Here is a 15692-nt window from a genome sequence, read left to right as displayed (position 1 = left end):
AACGGATGCCTATGGAAATCTTGCGTTGAATGAACACATCGCACACTGGGCTCGCAGCCAATGAAGGGAACCGCCATGACAAGCATCAAACCCGCCATTGCCGCACTCATCACCGTCGGACTGCTTGCCGCGCCCTTCGCAGCCGAAGCGAAGAAGGCCCGGCCGAGCCGGCATCACTACAGCACGGGCGTGGTGGCCCCGACCTACGGCGCCGCCGCATTGCCGGTCGCGCAGCCCAGGACCTCCTACGGGTCGTCCGGACAGACGGTCGGGACGGTCACGGCGCCCTCGATCGGATCGTACAATTGGCCGTCGGTCGGCGTGACCAATTCGGTGCCGACCTGGAGCAACACCACGAGATAGAGAACACGCCGCCAGGCGCGCCGGCGACTGTCAACGCACACCCGGCGCGAGGCCTGAGAGCAGGTAGAGCGCGACCAGCAATGTCGCGACCGACAGCATCGTCGTGACCGAGACGGTGGCCGCGACCAGCTTCTCCTCGACCTTGTGCTCGTGCGCCAGCACATAGACGGTCTTCGCCGTCGGCACGGCCGCGCATATGACGGCGGCGACCGTGTAGAGCGGGTTGAGGCCAGTGACCACGCAAAGTCCGTAGACGATCAGCGGCATCACCACCAGCTTCACGGTCGCGAGCGCGAACGATGCTTTCAGGTTGGATCGCAGGCCGTCGACCGACAGGCCAAGCCCGATGGCAAACAGTGCGCAGGGCGTGAGCGCGGCGGCAATGATGTTCAGATAGGCCGCGACGGGCGCCGGAATCGGCAAGCCCGTGATCGCCCAGACGAGACCGATCAGCGTCGACAGCACCATCGGATTGAGCAGGATCTGCTTCACCAGCCCGGCGGAATGCGCAGGGCTGCGCACGTCCCTTTCCAGCAGGATGACCGTGAGCGGAAACATCACGCCGGCGACGAACACCGTCGCCACCGCGGCGGGCAAGACGGCGGGCTGGCCGTAGATCGCGTGCAGGATCGGGAGCGCCACGAAGCCGGTATTGGTCATGGCCGCCGCCATGCCATGGATCGTGCTGCTGGCGAGGTCGTGCTTGCCGTCCGCACGGACCGCCAGGAAGACCAGCGCGAAGCAGAGGAGGGAGCCGCCGCCGAACGCGAGCAGGAAGCGCCATTCCAGCAGGTTGCGCGCCGGCTCCTGGGCGATCGTGACGATCAGCAGCGCCGGCATCGCCACGTTGTAGGCAAAATGCACCAGCGCGTCCGCAAGCGAGCGGGAGAGATAACCGAGTTCGCCGGCAAGCCAGCCGGTGACGATGATTGCGAACACGGGAAGAACGAGGCTGGCGACCTCCATCCGGCGTCCCCCTCTGCCAAGCAGCGTCGCCATTCTAGCCTGGCGATGCATGCTCGTCTCGGTTCAACTGGATGGCGCCGTCCTCGACCAGACGGCCTGTGGCCTCAGGCGCCCCTGCCGGTCTGTTGACCGAACACGCAGCGCCATCCAGCCAGGCGTTCGGCCGGATGCTGGTTCATCCATTCGGCGAGCTGCGGCGCGCCCATCAGGCAGGACTGCATCGAGACGTTGGCGAGGTCCGACGTGGTGACGATCTGCTCGTGACAATTCGCCGGAGAGGAGAGGCTGCAGAGCACCGCGATGATCTTGATCACGCCAGATTTCCTGCGTCGCCGTTGGCCGCGCGGCCGATCGTCGTCTTGCCCTGCGGCTCGCCGCTCGGATCAGCCGGCGGAAAAATGCTGTCGTAGATCGCGCGTGCCTCCTGAATGAGGCGAACGCGCTCGCGCTCGGATTTCGAGATAAACTGAATAACCTGGCCCATATCGGCTCCAATGGATCGGGAATCCATCATCAGATGATGGAAATCATTCCATGCGAATCTGGGGTGCCGGCCTCTGTTTCGCATCTGTGCGGGCGGTCACGAGGGATAAAAAGCCCGTGAGTGTTCCGTTGCGTGAAGAGGAGCGGAATACCTTAGCCATGAGCTGGCCTGACGTTGCCGGCGCGCGCTGCTTGTGTCCCGGCACGGCGGCGCAGCGGCGAGCCAAGGGGCTGGGAGTGCGCCCCTGTTCGGCTGGAGCTGCTCGTCGCGCCATCGTGATGGAGCGTCAGGCCCTGCAGTGTGATCGTATTGCGGCACATTTTTACGCGCGTGGAGTTGTAAGATTGCTCAGTGCACGACTGGTTCGACGAGCGAACGGCCGACGCGACTGAGACACCGCGCCCGAAAGGATTAGCCATGACAAGAACGAGACGCTCGATTGCGGTACTTATCGCCGTCGGATTTGCGGCATCGCCATTCGCTGCAGGCGCGCAGACGTCTGCGGCGGGCACCCAAGGCAACACGGGCGGTCTTTCCGGAGCGCCAGCAACGCAAGGCACAACTTATGGAAGCTCCGGACAGACCGTCGGGACCGTCACTGCGCCGTCGATCGGAACGTCCAATCAACCATCGGTCGGCGTGACCAACTCAGTCCCGACCTGGAGGAACACCAACCCTCCGGCCAAGTAGCAACCGCGATCGGCCGCCTCACGCCGCCGGCGCGCGCTCCTTGCGGCCCGGCACCGCCGCCAGCAGCTCGCGCGTATAGGCGTGCTCCGGCGCGGCGAACAGTTGCGCGGTCGGCTTCAACTCGACGATGACGCCGCGTTGCATCACCGCGATGCGGTCGCAGATTTGCGCGGCGACGCGCAGATCGTGGGTGATGAACAGCATCGAGAGGCCGAGGCGTGCCTTGAGGTCCTCGAGCAGTCGCAGCACCTGCGCCTGCACGGAGACGTCGAGCGCGGAGACGGCTTCGTCGGCGACGATGATTTCCGGTTCGAGCGCGAGCGCGCGCGCGATGCCGATGCGCTGACGCTGGCCGCCGGAGAATTCATGCGGGTAGCGGTCGAGCGCTCCGGTGTCCAGCCCGACCATCTTGAGGAGATCGCGGGCGCGGTCGAACGCCACTTTCGGATCGATGCCGGCTGCGATCGGACCGTCGGCGATGATGTGCCCGACCTTGCGGCGCGGATTGAGCGAGGCGAACGGGTCCTGAAAGATCATCTGGATGCGATGGCGCTCGGCGCGCAGCGCCCTGCCCGACAGCGAAGTGAGATCGGTCTCGCCGATCCGCACCGTGCCGCGGTCGGCTTCGATCAGTCGCATCACCAGACGCGCTACCGACGATTTGCCGGAGCCGGATTCGCCGACGAGGCCGAGCGTCTCGCCCTTGAGAATGCTGAAGTTGACTTCGCGCGCGGCATCGACGCGGCGGTCCTCGCGAAACCAGCCGCCTGATGTGACGTAGGTCTTGTCCAGCCCGATCACCTCGACGGCCCTGGCCTGGTCATCGAGCGGCTCGCGCGCCGGCGGGTCCATCGACGGCACGGCGGCGAGCAGCGCCTTGGTGTAGTCGTGCTGCGGATTGTTGAAGACGGAGCTAGCGGGGCCTTCCTCGACGACCTTGCCATGCCGGAGCACCACGACCTGGTCGGCGATGTCGGCGACCACGCCGAAATCATGGGTGATGAACATCACTGCCATGTTGCGGTTGCGCTGGAGGTTGCGGATCAGTTTCAGGATCTGCGCCTGCGTGGTGACGTCGAGCGCGGTGGTCGGTTCGTCCGCGACCAGCACTGCGGGCTCGAGCGCGAGCGCCATCGCGATCATGGCGCGCTGGCGCTGGCCGCCGGAGAGCTGGTGCGGATAGGCGCGGACAATGCGCTCGGGGTCGGGCAGGCCGACCTCGCGCGCCAGCGACAACGCCTTGGCACGCCGCTCCTTCGGCGTGAGCAGGCCGTGGGCCTCGAACATCTCGGCCATCTGGTCGCCGATCCGCATCAACGGATTGAGCGCGGTCATCGGCTCCTGAAAAATCATCGCGAGCCGGCGGCCGCGCAGATCGCGCCAGCCGTCGTCGTCGAGCTTGAGCAGGTCGCGGCCTTCGAACTGGATCTCGCCGGAGGTGACGGTGACCGTATCAGGCAACAGGCCCATCAGCGCATGCGCGCACATCGACTTGCCGGAGCCGGATTCGCCGACGACGCAGACGATCTTGCCGGGCCGCAAATCCAGCGAAACGCCGTCGACCGCGAACGGACGCTCGGCGCCCTTGGGCAGCGCAATCCGCAGATTCTTGATCGAGACGGCGGGCGGGGCGGTCATCATCAGCGCCCCTCCCGCGACAGGCGCGGATTGAGCGCGTCGTTGAGGCCTTCGCCGATCAGGTTCAGCCCGAGCACCGAGATCAGGATGGCGACGCCGGGAAACACGGTGATCCACCAGGCCTGGCGGATCACGGTGCGGCCGGCGCCGACCATGTAGCCCCAGGAGATCAGATTGGGATCGCCGAGCCCGAGGAATGCCAGCGAGGATTCCAACAGGATGGCGGTCGCCACCATCAGCGAAGCCAGCACGATCACCGGCGACAGCGCGTTCGGCAGAATCTCGCGCAGGATGATCCAGGTGTTGCTCTGGCCGGTGACGACGGCGGCCTGGACATATTCGCGCGTGCGCAGCGACAGCACCTCGCCACGCACGAGGCGGGCGACCGGCGGCCAGCTCACCACCGCGATCGAGGTCACGATCGAGTAGATCGAGGGCTGGAGGATCGCGACCAGCACGATCGCGAGCGCGAAGCTCGGAATGGTCTGGAAGAACTCGGTGAAGCGCATCAGGGCGTCGTCGACCTTGCCGCCGAAATAGCCGGCCATGGCGCCAATGGGAACGCCGACGACCAGCGCGACCAGCGTGGAGACGAGACCCACCAGCAGCGAGACGCGCGCGCCAAAGATCATGCCGGCGAACACGTCGCGGCCGAGCGCGTCGGTGCCGAGCGGCACGGTCGAGAGCGTGAAGGGCGGCAGGAACGGCCGCTGCACCATGCGCCAGGGTGAATTCGGGAACAGCATCGGCCCGAACACCGCGATCGAGATCGCAAGGACAAGGATGACGAGCCCGACGACGCCGCTCGGGCTCTTCAGCATCGATTTCCAGAACTGTTTCATGAGGCGAATTCGATGCGCGGGTCGACCAGTCGGTAGACGAGGTCGGTGATGAGGTTGAAGATCAGCACCATGGCGGAGCAGATCACGAAGACGCCGAGCAGGAGGTTGTAGTCGCGCTGGAGCAGCGCGTCGTACATCAGACGCCCGATGCCGGGCCATGCGAACACGGTCTCGGTGATGACGGCGCCGCCGATCAGCGTGCCGGAATGGACACCGGCCAGCGTCACGACCGGCAGCAGCGCGTTGCGCAGCACGTGGCGGCGCTGGATCACGGCGTCGGAGAGGCCCTTTGCGCGCGCGGTCTTGACGAAGTCGAGGCGTTTCACTTCCAGCATCGAAGCGCGCGTCATGCGGGTGTAGGTAGCCATGAAGAACAGGCCGAGCGTCATCGCCGGCATGATCAGGTGCTTTGCGACGTCGACTGCGTGGGCAAGGCCGGTGAGGTTGGCGCCGACCGTCTCGTAACCGAAGCTCGGCAGCCAATCCATGGTGACCGAGAACAGGAGGATTCCCATCAGCGCCACCCAGAAGATCGGCATGGCGTAGAAGATCAGCGCGAACACGGTGATGGCCGTGTCGAGGAAGGTTCCGGCAAAGCGCGCGGCGAAGGTGCCGAAGAGAACGCCGAGCATGAGCGAGATCGCGAATGCGGTCAGTGTCAGCAGCAGCGTCGCTGGCAGCCGCTCGCCGATCAGCTTCACGACCGGCGCCTGCTGGCGGAAGGAGAAGCCGAGGTCGAGCGTGACGACGCCCTTGACGTAGATGAAGAGCTGCTCCGGCAGCGGCTTGTCGAGGCCGAACTTTTCCCGGAGCTGCTTGACGAAGACCTGGTCACTGGCACCGGCCTCGCCCGCCATCACGACCGCGGGGTCGCCGGGCGCAAGCCGGATCAGGAAGAAATTGAGGACGACGATCGCAAGCAGGACGATCACGCCCTTCACGATACGCTGAGCGACGAAGGAGAGCATCTAGAGAGTCATATCTTGTAGCGTGACCTGGAACCACGGTGACGGTGGGCTCCCTCGCCCCGCTCTTGTCCGCCGAAGCCTCGGCGAAGGCGGATGCGGGGAGAGGTGAAGAGGGCAGCCATCACTTGTCCAGCCATGCGTCCTTGAAGCCGTCATTGACCCCGATGCCCGTGGTGATCAGGTTCTTGACCTTGCAGCGGGTGATGGTCGGGAATTGCAATTCCAGCATCCAGGCCACCGGCACGTCCTCGACCAGGATTTTTTGCGCCTTCTCGTAGATCTCCTTGCGCTTCGAGTCCGGCGTCGCGGTCGCGCCGTCGGCGAAGAGCTTGTCGATCTCCGGGTTGGAGTAGCCCTCGACGTTGTTGAAGACCTGCCCCTTGGCGATGTTGCTGGAGATATAATTGCGGCCGACGCCGAGCGCGGGATCGCCATACTGGTAGAGATAGGTGAAGGCGATGTCGTAGTCCCAGTCGCCGATCTTCTGGTTGCCGCCGGCAACGTCGGTGGCGATCGTCTCGATGTTCATGCCGACGTCCTGGAGGTTCTGCTTCACGGCTTCACCCCAGCGCTGCCAGGTCTCGCCATAGGCGAGCGGCAGCAGGCGGATCTTCTCGCCCTTGTAGCCGGCTTCCTTCAGGAGCGCCTTGGCCTTGGCGGGATCGTAAGGGTACTTCGACACGTCGTCGGTGTAGTACTTGATGGTCGAGGCGGACGGGCCGGTCGCGACCTTGCCGAGCCCGTTCCAGATCACGTCCTTGGCGAAGTCGCGGTCGATCGCGAACATGATCGCCTGCCGCACCCGCTTGTCGGCGAGCGGACCCTGGCGGTTGTTGAGCCACAGCCAGGCCAGCGGCGAGAAGAACTCCCAGCCGGCGCCGGTGACGCAGGTGTCCTTCAGCTTGGACAGCCGCGGCACGTCGAAATTCTCGACCGAGCCGCCGGGCAGCACGTCGACCTTGCCGGTCTCGTACGCCACCGAGCGCGCGGCGGCGTCGGGAATGATCTGCCAGTAGATCTCGTCGAGATAGGGCTTGCCCTTTTCGTGGTAGTTCGGGTTCTTGACCAAGCGGATGAACGAGCCCTTCTGCCACTCCTTGAACATGAAGGGGCCGGTGCCGACCGGCGCGTTGTTGTAGGGGTTGGTCTTCCAGTCGGTGCCTTCATAGAGATGCTTCGGCACCATCGGCATCGAGCCGACCTCGAAGATGCCGAGGAACGGTCCGAACGGCTGCTTCAGCGTGAACACCACCGTATAGTCGTCCGGCGTCTCGATCTTGTCGACCTGCGCCAGATTGGTGCGGGCACGCGCATGCGTCTGCTTCAGCATCTCCATCGAGAACAGGACGTCGGCGGCGGTGAAGGGCTTGCCGTCATGCCAGGTCACGCCCTTCTTGAGCTTGAAGGTGTAGGTCTTGGCGTCCTCGCTGACGCTCCAGCTTTCGGCAAGCTCCGGCAGCGGCTCGAGCTTGGGGCTGTAGCGCAGCAGGCCCTCGAAGATGTTGCCCGAGACCATTTGAGTCGGGCCGTTCTGGACCTGCGCAAGCATCAGGCCGGGCGGCTCGGGCTGGATCACGGCGTTGATCACGCCCCCCGTCCTCGGCTCTTGCGCCAGCGCCGAGGCCGTGAGGCCGCAAGCCAGGAGGGCACCAAGCAACACTCGTTTTGGCATGTCGTATCTTTCTCAAGCGAGACCGGCCGAGAACGCTTCGCACGTCATGGCGCGCAAAGCTCCGGCCGGCCCATCCCAGTCCCCATCCGGTATCGAGGCTCACACAGTCTCATTCGGGGCCGCAAGATGAAAGTCTCGACAGTGTTCGCACAAAAAATGTACAGCGCGTCCTGTTTTCACTTGATTCATTGTCTTGTCACGGAGACAAGTCGGCCATGGACAATGCCAGCCGCTCCGAACGATCCCGTAACGCCGCACTCGAAGCGGCCATCGCGATCATCGCGCGCGACGGGCCGGGCCGGCTGACGCTGGATGCGATCGCGCGCGAGAGCGGACTCAGCAAGGGCGGCGTGATGCATCAGTTCCGCACCAAGGAAGCGGTGCTGAAGGCGTTGCTCGACCGGCAGATGGCGCATTTCGAGGAGTTCGCCACCAGCACCATGGCAAAGGTGAGCGCGACCTCCGCGAATCCCAATCTGGCGACCCAGCTCGCGACCGTGCGCGAAGCGGCCACCTCGCCGAATTCTGCCGCGCTGGCGCTGGTTGCGGCCATGGTCGAGAATCCCAGCCTGATGGCGCTGCCGCGCGAGCGCGAGATGGAGAGGATGGCGGCGATCAGGGAAGAGGCCACTGATCCCGATCTCGCGATGCTGCGCTGGGCCGGCGCGATGGGACTGCTGCTGAGCTCGTTGTTCGGCATGTCGCCGCTCAGCAAGGACGAGCATCAGCGGCTGTTCGCGCGCCTGCTCGACGACGCGCAGTGGACCGGCCTCGAACGGCCGGCCGCCAAAGGCACCGCCAAATCCCGCGCGCCATCGGCGGCGAAGGCCGCAACGCCGCGCAAGCGCGCCTGATTCCTCGTTAACGATTTCCCGCCGATCGCTGCCCAAAGCCGCGCCTGCGGCCAAATGTGCCAGGCCTGCATTTCTGAACTTTACAAACCGTCCAGTCGGTTTTATAAATGACCGCACTGAGACGACCCAAGGCTTCCGAGATGGCCCCGGACGAAGCCTCGGGTTGGCACCGGTGAGCGCCGCAGCCGCGTCTGGTCCCGTACGCGGCTGCGGTCGCCATTGCCTTGGCAGCAAGCCGCTAGAGGAGCCTGGAATGAATCGCTCGATCGCCCTGCGCGGTCTGGGAACGCTGCTGCTTGGCGCAGCCGTCGCCGGCTGCGCCACCGTCGCGCCCGTGCCGTATTCCGGGATGGCGTCCTCGGCCTACATGGCGCCGGACAAGTCGGACGCCTCCGGCCGCGTGCCCTACCGCTATTCCACGCCGGTCGCCTGGCGCACCTATAACAGAGTCATCCTCGAACCGGTCGTGGTGTATCGCGGCAGGGATCACCAGTTCGGCGACATGTCCGACAAGGACAAGGCGACGCTTGCCGCCTACATGCAGACCCGTTTCGCCGAGGGTCTGCGCGGCCGCTTCGCGCTGGTGCGCGAGCGTGGGCCGGAGACGCTGCGGATCAGGCTGACACTCACCGGCGCCGTCGCCAACACGCCGGTGCTCGGCACGCTCTCCCGCTTCGACGTCGCCGGCGCCGTCTACAACGGCGTGCAGGCCGCGCGCGACGGCGAGGGCACCATGACCGGCTCGGTGATCTACGGCGTCGAGATCTTCGACGCCGCGACCGCGCGCCTGCTCTCCGCCTACGTCAGCAAGCAATACCCGGCTGCCTACGACATCAAGGCCACCGCCGGCGCGCTCGCCGCCGCCACCGCCGGCCTCGACAAGGGCGCCGACGCGCTGATGGCGCAACTGAACTGACGCCGCGACCCATCCAACGAAAGGTGCCGCTGATGAACATTGTCCTTCGCTTCGTGCTGCGCGTTGCGGTCACGATCCTGATGATGGTGTTTGGCGGCCGCGCCGGCGCCGCGGCGCCGCCCGATCCCAGCGGCACCTGGCTCGTCCAGGACGGCCGCGCGCGCATCAGGCTCGAGCGCTGCGGGCCGTCGCGCGACCGCATCTGCGGCTTCATCGTCTGGATGAAGGAGCCGGCCGACAAGCGCGGCCAGCCTTATAGCGATAAGGAGAATCCCGATCCCGACAAGCGCGCCCGCGCGCTGCTCGGCCATCAGCTCATCATGGGTTTGCAGGCGACGCCGGAGGGACAGTTTGCCGGCGAGATCTACAATGCCGAGGACGGCAAATCCTATTCGGTCTCGCTGTGGCGCGACTCCGCCGATCGCCTCAAGCTCAGGGGTTGCCTGATCAAGTTCCTGTGCCAGACCCAGACCTGGCAGCAGACCCTCGACGTGCTGCCCGGCCAGCTCGTCGGCCTCACCGGCGATCTCAACGGCCCCCGCGCCGACAAGGAATGGGCCGCCGTGCCGGCACCGAAGCCGATACAGGCCAAAGCCAGGTAGCGGATTGCTTCTCTAACCATTCACGTGGTTTCCGGTACGCCGACGGCTGCACTCGCAATGACGACGTGATGGCGGTCGCATATTGCGCGCCTTCGAGATTTGACCGGTTGTTCGCCAAAAGCTATCCTTCCGTCCCGATGGGTCGTCCAATCTGAATTTGCACGCGCGAATTCCTCATTCCGGGGGCGCACCTATGGAATGGTCAGCCAAGCCCTCTCGTGCCGATCGGCCCTTCGGCAGTTGGGCCGACGATCTCGCCGCGGCCTTTGTCCGGCTCGAGCCGCGTAAAATCGCCGACCGTCCCTTCGAAGGTTCGATCGCGCGTACCGACGCTGCGTCGGTCCAGATTTCGCTGGTGAAAGCCACAGGGCACTGCGTTCTCCGGCTGCGGCCCCATATTGCGCGAAGCACGGACGATCTCTGCTTCGTCAATCTCCAGCTCGAGGGTCTGGGCCGCACGACGCAGCGGGGACACGAGCAAGTCTGTGCGCCCGGCGACCTCGCGGTCGCCGATACGACCGAGCCGTTCGAGATTGCCAACGGCCGCGACTTCCGCCTCTTTTGCTTTGCCGTGCCGCGGCGGCACCTGCCAAAGAGCTTTACGGATTCTCCGCGGCTTGCGTTGTCGAGGACGGAAAATGGCCGCGCGTTGTCGCGCACGCTCGCAGGCTATGCCGAGCTTTGCCTGGCAGCACCCGCCGTTGCGGCAAGCAGCGGCACGCATGTGGTCGAGCTGATCGCGCATGCACCGGAGATGCTGGGTGAAATGCCGGTGGCGCGCGTGAATGCGCCCGTGCTGCTGTCGATGATGCTCGACCATATCGACCGCCACAGCGACGATCCCGGTCTCGATGCCGAATTGCTTGCCCGGAAGTTCCGCTGCTCGGAGCGCTATGTGCACCGGTTGTTCGTCGCGACCGGCCGCTCCGTCGGCGAGCATGTCAGCGATCGGCGGATCCTGATCTGCGCCCGCGACCTGCTCGACGCGCAGCATCGTCACAAGACCATCTCCACGATCGCGTATGAGGCCGGCTTTTCCGACATCTCGCACTTCAACCGCCTCTTCAAGCGCAGCCACGGCCTCGCCCCGCGCGAATTTCGCAGGACGAAGGGGAAGGGCGAGTAGTTCACCTCCAGCCAAGAATTAGGTCGCTGCCGACCAAGATTTTCCGCCCTCGCTCGGCTCACCCTGGTGACCTGCCGGAGCGAGGGAGATGTTCGATGGCGATTGATTTCACGCTTTCACCTGCGCAGCGCGCGTTGCAGCTTCAATCGCGAAAATTCGCGGCGGAGGTCTTGGCCGGCGCCGGCAAGGCGGAGTTGCTGGCGACGCCGGAAGAGCGCTTCCTCGCGACGAAGCCGACCTATGAGGCGATGGTCGCTGCCGGTTATCTGCGCAAATGCATTCCGGCGCCGGCGGGCGGCGACAATGCCGGACTCATCGACATGGCGATCCTGGCGGAAGAATTCTACGCCGTGAATCCAAGCGTGACGCTGACCATGCTCGGCACGGTGCTCGGTCTGCTGCCAATTCTGCTTGGTGGCACCGCGGAGCAATGCGCCCGCCTGCTTGCACCGTTCCTGAAGACGAGCGGCGCTCCGCTTGCGGGCTTCTGCTCCTCGGAACCCGGCGGCAGCGCCAATGCTGCCGCACCGCCGCCGGGCGAGGGCGTGCGCACCACCGCAAAACGCGAGCTCGGCAATTGGATCATCAACGGCCGCAAAAAATGGGTGTCGTCCGCCACCGGGTGGGATCGCAATGGCGCCGACGTGTTGTGCGTGGTGTGCCGGACCAATCCCGCCGCGCCACCGGAGCAGGGTGTCTCCATCATTGCGGTCGAAGGCCCGGTGCATGGCATCGTGTTCGAACGCGCCATTGATTCGATCGGCCACCGCGCTCACCTCGTGCCGGAATTCAGCCTGCGTGCCGTCACCGCGCCGCACGGCAATCTGCTCGGGCAGGAGGGGGGCGGCTTGATGCTGGCGTCCGCCGCCTTCACCGGCACGGCGGCGCTGGTCGGCATCTTCGGTGTCGCCCTGATGCGGGCCGCCTTCGACTTCGCATTGCATTTTGCCCGCACCGAGAAACGCGGCGGGGTACAGGCGATCATCGAGCATCAGGCGGTCGGCTATGCACTCGCCGATGCCAAGACCACTATCGAAGCCGCGCGCTACCTGAGCTGGCGGGCCTGCCATGCGCTCGATACGCAATCACCGGGCGCCGACGAGCTCGCGGTCCAGGCCAAGATCTTCGGCTCCGAAGCCGCGGTGCGGGTCATCACCGACCTGATGCGCGTGGTCGGCATCGACAGCTATGATCACGCGGCGCCGTTCGGCCGCTTGTTGCAGGACGCGTTGGCGCTGCCGATCTTCGACGGTGGCAACATGGGCATTCGGCGGCGCCAGCTCCACGCGATGCTGATGCGGCCCGATTACGATCCACTGACCGCGTGCGGAGGAGCCTGAGACGACGCGTCGTATCTGCATCCGCCCTTTGCCCATTTGCGGGGAGAGGGAGTTCTCTACCCCAACCCCGCACGCCGGAACCCCTCCAGATAGTGCTCGCGATCGGCGTCACTGGCCCAGGGCAGCTGCGTCGCGATCCAGTGCAGCGAGATGTTGGGCTGGGTACGGCGGAGTTCGCCCAGCGCCATCTCGGCCAGCGCGCAGTCGCCGGTCATGCCGGCGGACACCGCGAGCACGCGGTAGGCGCCGGTGAGGTCGCCGCGATGGCGGATCGCCTCGCGCGCCAGCGCGATCGCCTCGTCGTAATGCCGTTCGGTGAAGCGCGCATAGCCGGCAATGCCGTAATAGATCGCCAGCGACGGATCGCGCGGCGAGAGCCGGATCGCCCTCTGCGCCGCATCGAACGATTCCCCGGAACGACCGGCGTAGGACAGCGCCAGGGCGTAATAGCCCTGCGCCAGCGAGAAGTTCGGGTTGAGCGCGAGCGCCTGCTCGAACTCGGACAGCGCGTCGGAAAGCCTGCGCGTCGAGAAGAAGACGCTGCCGAGCGCGGCATGCGCCCAGGCATCCTCGTGGTCATGGCGCACCGCGGCGAGCGCGGCGGCCTCCGCGATCGGCACCGTCGTGGCAAGCTCCGCCCAGCCGAGATGGACGCCGAACATGTGGCTTGCCGCGAGCACCGACAGCGCCTGGCCGTAGTTCGAGTCGATCGAAATGGCGCGTTCGAGCAATGCCTGCGCAGCCTTGTGGTCCTGCTGCGTCACCCGCCAGTAATGCGACAGCGCGCGCATCAGCAGGTCCCAGGCATCAAGGCTCGCGGGCGGCTTGCGGTCGGCGCGAAAATTCTCGGCCGCGTGGATCTGCGGCTCGATCGCCGCGACGATCGCGTTGGTGATGTCGTCCTGCACGCCGAAGACGTCGACAAGCTCGCGGTCGTAGCGCTCGGCCCAGAGATGGCTACCGGTGGTGGCGTCGTTGAGCTGCGCGGTGATGCGCACACGGTTGTCGACCTTGCGCACGCTGCCTTCGACGATGTAGCGGACGCCGAGCTCCTCGGCGATCTGCCTGATATGGACCGAGCGCCCCTTGTAGGTGAAGGACGAATTGCGGGCGATCACCATGAACCAGCGCTGCTTCGACAGCGCGGTGAGAATGTCCTCGCTGATCCCGTCGCCGAAATATTCCTGCGCGGGATCGCCGCTCATGTTCTCGAAGGCGAGCACCGCGATCGCCGGGCGGTCCGTCGCGGCGCGCACCGGGGCAGGGCCGGGTTCCACCGGCGCAAGCGTCGCTGCCACATCTTCCCGGACTTCGCCGACGAAGCGAAAGCCCTTGCGCGGGATCGTCTTGATCAGCCGCTGCGTCGCGCCGTCGTCGCCAAGCGCCTTGCGCGCGGCATTGATTCGGCTGTTCAGGGCGGAATCCGAGACGATCCGGTCGCTCCAGATCTGGCTGATCAGGTCATCCTTGCTGACCACACGGGCGCGTTGAGCGACCAGATAAAGCAGCAGATCGAACACCTGCGGCTGCAGCGGCACGGCTGCGCCGCTGCAGGTCAGTTCCCGCAGGTCGCCGTCGAGCACGTTGTTTTCAAAGAGAAATCGCACGTTTCTGTCGTCTCAAGCAAAAATCAAAGTGGTCTCAGGCGAAAATCAACCGTCCGCGAAAGTCAGGGGGGGTCCGATCCGGCATGGTGCGAACACTAAACAGTGCCGATGCCTCGGCACAACGGAGCGTTCTATGACCCAACTTGATCACCAGCTTCATTCCATCAGCCCGGAGGTTGCGGGCTCACGCATTTTCAAATTCATCGGCTTTCTGTACGGAATTGCGGCATATCTCGTGTTTTTCGTCACCATTCTCTATGCCATCGGCTTCGTCATGGGGCTGGTGGTGCCGAAGACCATCGACACCGGAACCGACACGCCGACGGCCGAAGCCGTCATCATCAATCTACTGCTGATGACGCTGTTCGCCGTTCAGCACAGCGTGATGGCGCGCAAGCAGTTCAAGGCGTGGTGGACGCAGTTCGTCCCCAGGCCGGTCGAGCGTTCGACCTACGTGCTGTTCGCGAGCCTGTCATTGCTGCTCCTGTTCTGGCAGTGGCGTCCAATGCCTGCGGTCGTATGGGATGTCGGAAACCCGGATCTCGCCGTGACGCTGGTCACGCTGTCCCTCGCGGGCTGGGTGCTGGTGTTCGCCTCGACCTTCATCATCAATCACTTCGAATTGTTCGGGTTGCACCAGGTGACCAACCATCTCGTGGGCAATGAGGCGGCGCCGCCGCGCTTCAAGACGCCGTTGTTCTACAAGTTCGTTCGTCATCCGATCTATCTCGGCTTCATCATCGCGTTCTGGGCGGCGCCGGTCATGACGGCGGGCCATCTGCTGTTCGCGGCCGTGACCACGCTCTACATCTTCGTCGGCATCGCGCTGGAGGAGCACGACCTCGTCGATCTCTTCGGCGACGAATACCGGCAGTACAAACAACGGGTGTCGATGCTTATTCCCTGGCGCAGGTCGGTATAGCCGTAGCATCTTTCCGCCGCGTCCACCGAAAGGAGGACGCGCGGCGGAACCGAAGCGCGTAACGGACGTTGCCGGCCTCCAGCCTTCAACGTCCCTCGGGGTGATTCCCTCCGCTCCGACGCCTCTCCCCGCATCCGCCTTTGCCGGTTTATCGGCGAGCCGGAGCGGGGAGAGGAATTTCAACTTTCATCCAACGGAGACGACCCAATGAAACATGTCGGAAACTGCTTCTGTGGCGCGGTCACGATCGAGGTCACGGGCGAGCCGGCGGCGATGGGCTATTGCCATTGCCGCTCCTGCCGCTCGTGGTCGGGCGGACCGGTGAATGCCTTCAGCCTCTGGAAGCCGGAAGCCGTGCGCATCACCGAAGGCGCCCAGAACGTCGAGACCTTCGCCAAGACGCCGCTCAGCCAGCGCAAATATTGCAAGAAGTGCGGCGGTCATCTCATGACCAACCACCCGCCGCTCGACCTGATCGACGTCTTCACCGCCACCATCCCCACGCTCGCATTCACGCCCGGTGTTCACGTCAACTACGCCGAGACGGTGCTGCCGATGCGCGATGGCCTGCCGAAACTGAAGGACTTTCCGGCCGAGTTCGGCGGCAGCGGCGAGATGATGCAGGAGTAGAGGTGCTCTTACCCTCCCCTGGAGGGGGAGGGTCGATCGCGCGAAGCGCGAGCGGGGTGGGGTGACGGTCTA

17 protein-coding genes are annotated in these 15692 nt (G+C 65.1%); 9 read left to right on the top strand and 8 right to left on the bottom strand.

Translation table 11 applies throughout. The features are described from left to right. Positions 1 to 75: 75 nt before the first annotated feature. Positions 76 to 363: a hypothetical protein gene (locus IVB46_RS38710; protein ID WP_071917770.1), complete on the top strand. Its 288-nt coding sequence runs from the start codon at positions 76 to 78 to the stop codon at positions 361 to 363. A 30-nt stretch (positions 364 to 393) separates the two neighbouring features. Here IVB46_RS38710 and IVB46_RS38705 read toward each other — a convergent pair whose 3' ends face one another. The 3 genes from IVB46_RS38705 to IVB46_RS38695 all read right to left on the bottom strand — a co-directional run bounded on the left by IVB46_RS38705 (position 394) and on the right by IVB46_RS38695 (position 1813). After that, a complete protein-coding gene (locus IVB46_RS38705; RefSeq protein ID WP_063980792.1) occupies positions 394 to 1329 on the bottom strand; it encodes an AEC family transporter in 936 nt (311 codons plus the stop codon). 104 nt (positions 1330 to 1433) lie between these two features. Beyond that, positions 1434 to 1643 (bottom strand): hypothetical protein, encoded by a 210-nt coding sequence (locus IVB46_RS38700; protein ID WP_208068610.1) that lies wholly within the window; start codon positions 1641 to 1643, stop codon positions 1434 to 1436. Beyond that, complete coding sequence (locus IVB46_RS38695) at positions 1640 to 1813, bottom strand: hypothetical protein (protein WP_166077088.1); 174 nt, start codon at positions 1811 to 1813, stop codon at positions 1640 to 1642. Before IVB46_RS38695 ends, IVB46_RS38700 begins: the two co-directional genes overlap by 4 nt. A gap of 417 nt (positions 1814 to 2230) precedes the next feature. On the opposite strand from IVB46_RS38695, the gene IVB46_RS38690 reads away from it, so the two are divergent. Continuing rightward, on the top strand, positions 2231 to 2503 hold the full coding sequence (locus IVB46_RS38690) for a hypothetical protein (protein ID WP_085402681.1): 273 nt from the start codon (positions 2231 to 2233) through the stop codon (positions 2501 to 2503). A gap of 18 nt (positions 2504 to 2521) precedes the next feature. Here the strand turns inward: IVB46_RS38690 and IVB46_RS38685 are convergent, their stop codons facing one another. From IVB46_RS38685 to IVB46_RS38670, 4 genes are all read right to left on the bottom strand, one after another. Then, positions 2522 to 4141 (bottom strand): ABC transporter ATP-binding protein, encoded by a 1620-nt coding sequence (locus IVB46_RS38685; protein ID WP_247316498.1) that lies wholly within the window; start codon positions 4139 to 4141, stop codon positions 2522 to 2524. Between the two features lie 2 nt (positions 4142 to 4143). Then, complete coding sequence (locus tag IVB46_RS38680) at positions 4144 to 4983, bottom strand: ABC transporter permease (RefSeq protein WP_208089073.1); 840 nt, start codon at positions 4981 to 4983, stop codon at positions 4144 to 4146. Continuing rightward, positions 4980 to 5951, bottom strand: a complete 972-nt coding sequence (locus tag IVB46_RS38675) for an ABC transporter permease (protein WP_247316294.1) — start codon at positions 5949 to 5951, stop codon at positions 4980 to 4982. Before IVB46_RS38675 ends, IVB46_RS38680 begins: the two co-directional genes overlap by 4 nt. Positions 5952 to 6072: 121 nt before the next feature. Continuing rightward, the gene (locus IVB46_RS38670) at positions 6073 to 7623 is read right to left on the bottom strand and encodes an ABC transporter substrate-binding protein (protein ID WP_247316292.1); all 1551 of its coding nucleotides are present in this window, start codon (positions 7621 to 7623) and stop codon (positions 6073 to 6075) included. A 215-nt stretch (positions 7624 to 7838) separates the two neighbouring features. Between IVB46_RS38670 and IVB46_RS38665 the strand changes: the two genes are divergently transcribed. The 5 genes from IVB46_RS38665 (at position 7839) to IVB46_RS38645 (ending at position 12461) form a co-directional block, all read left to right on the top strand. Further along, positions 7839 to 8477 carry a TetR/AcrR family transcriptional regulator gene (locus tag IVB46_RS38665; RefSeq protein ID WP_247316290.1) on the top strand — a complete coding sequence of 213 codons (639 nt, stop codon included), beginning with the start codon at positions 7839 to 7841 and terminating at the stop codon, positions 8475 to 8477. Between the two features lie 253 nt (positions 8478 to 8730). Further along, the gene (locus tag IVB46_RS38660; RefSeq protein WP_247316288.1) at positions 8731 to 9393 is read left to right on the top strand and encodes a DUF3313 domain-containing protein; all 663 of its coding nucleotides are present in this window, start codon (positions 8731 to 8733) and stop codon (positions 9391 to 9393) included. Positions 9394 to 9425: 32 nt separating this feature from the next. Next, positions 9426 to 9995 carry a DUF2147 domain-containing protein gene (locus IVB46_RS38655; RefSeq protein ID WP_247316286.1) on the top strand — a complete coding sequence of 190 codons (570 nt, stop codon included), beginning with the start codon at positions 9426 to 9428 and terminating at the stop codon, positions 9993 to 9995. Between the two features lie 193 nt (positions 9996 to 10188). Then, positions 10189 to 11121 carry a helix-turn-helix domain-containing protein gene (locus tag IVB46_RS38650; protein ID WP_247316283.1) on the top strand — a complete coding sequence of 311 codons (933 nt, stop codon included), beginning with the start codon at positions 10189 to 10191 and terminating at the stop codon, positions 11119 to 11121. A 95-nt stretch (positions 11122 to 11216) separates the two neighbouring features. Further along, a complete protein-coding gene (locus IVB46_RS38645) occupies positions 11217 to 12461 on the top strand; it encodes an acyl-CoA dehydrogenase family protein (protein WP_247316282.1) in 1245 nt (414 codons plus the stop codon). Positions 12462 to 12517: 56 nt separating this feature from the next. On the opposite strand, the gene IVB46_RS38640 is transcribed toward IVB46_RS38645, so the two are convergent. Further along, positions 12518 to 14068, bottom strand: coding sequence for a winged helix-turn-helix domain-containing tetratricopeptide repeat protein (locus tag IVB46_RS38640; RefSeq protein WP_247316281.1), 1551 nt, complete (start codon positions 14066 to 14068; stop codon positions 12518 to 12520). Positions 14069 to 14201: 133 nt separating this feature from the next. Between IVB46_RS38640 and mddA the strand changes: the two genes are divergently transcribed. After that, a complete protein-coding gene (gene mddA / locus IVB46_RS38635; protein ID WP_247316280.1) occupies positions 14202 to 14990 on the top strand; it encodes a methanethiol S-methyltransferase in 789 nt (262 codons plus the stop codon). Between the two features lie 207 nt (positions 14991 to 15197). Continuing rightward, on the top strand, positions 15198 to 15620 hold the full coding sequence (locus IVB46_RS38630) for a GFA family protein (RefSeq protein ID WP_028148676.1): 423 nt from the start codon (positions 15198 to 15200) through the stop codon (positions 15618 to 15620). Positions 15621 to 15692: the final 72 nt, after the last annotated feature.

Origin of the sequence: Bradyrhizobium sp. 61, from assembly GCF_023073075.1 — a bacterium.
In the GTDB taxonomy this organism is placed as follows: domain Bacteria; phylum Pseudomonadota; class Alphaproteobacteria; order Rhizobiales; family Xanthobacteraceae; genus Bradyrhizobium; species Bradyrhizobium barranii.
This window is presented reverse-complemented; position numbering and strand designations above follow the sequence as displayed.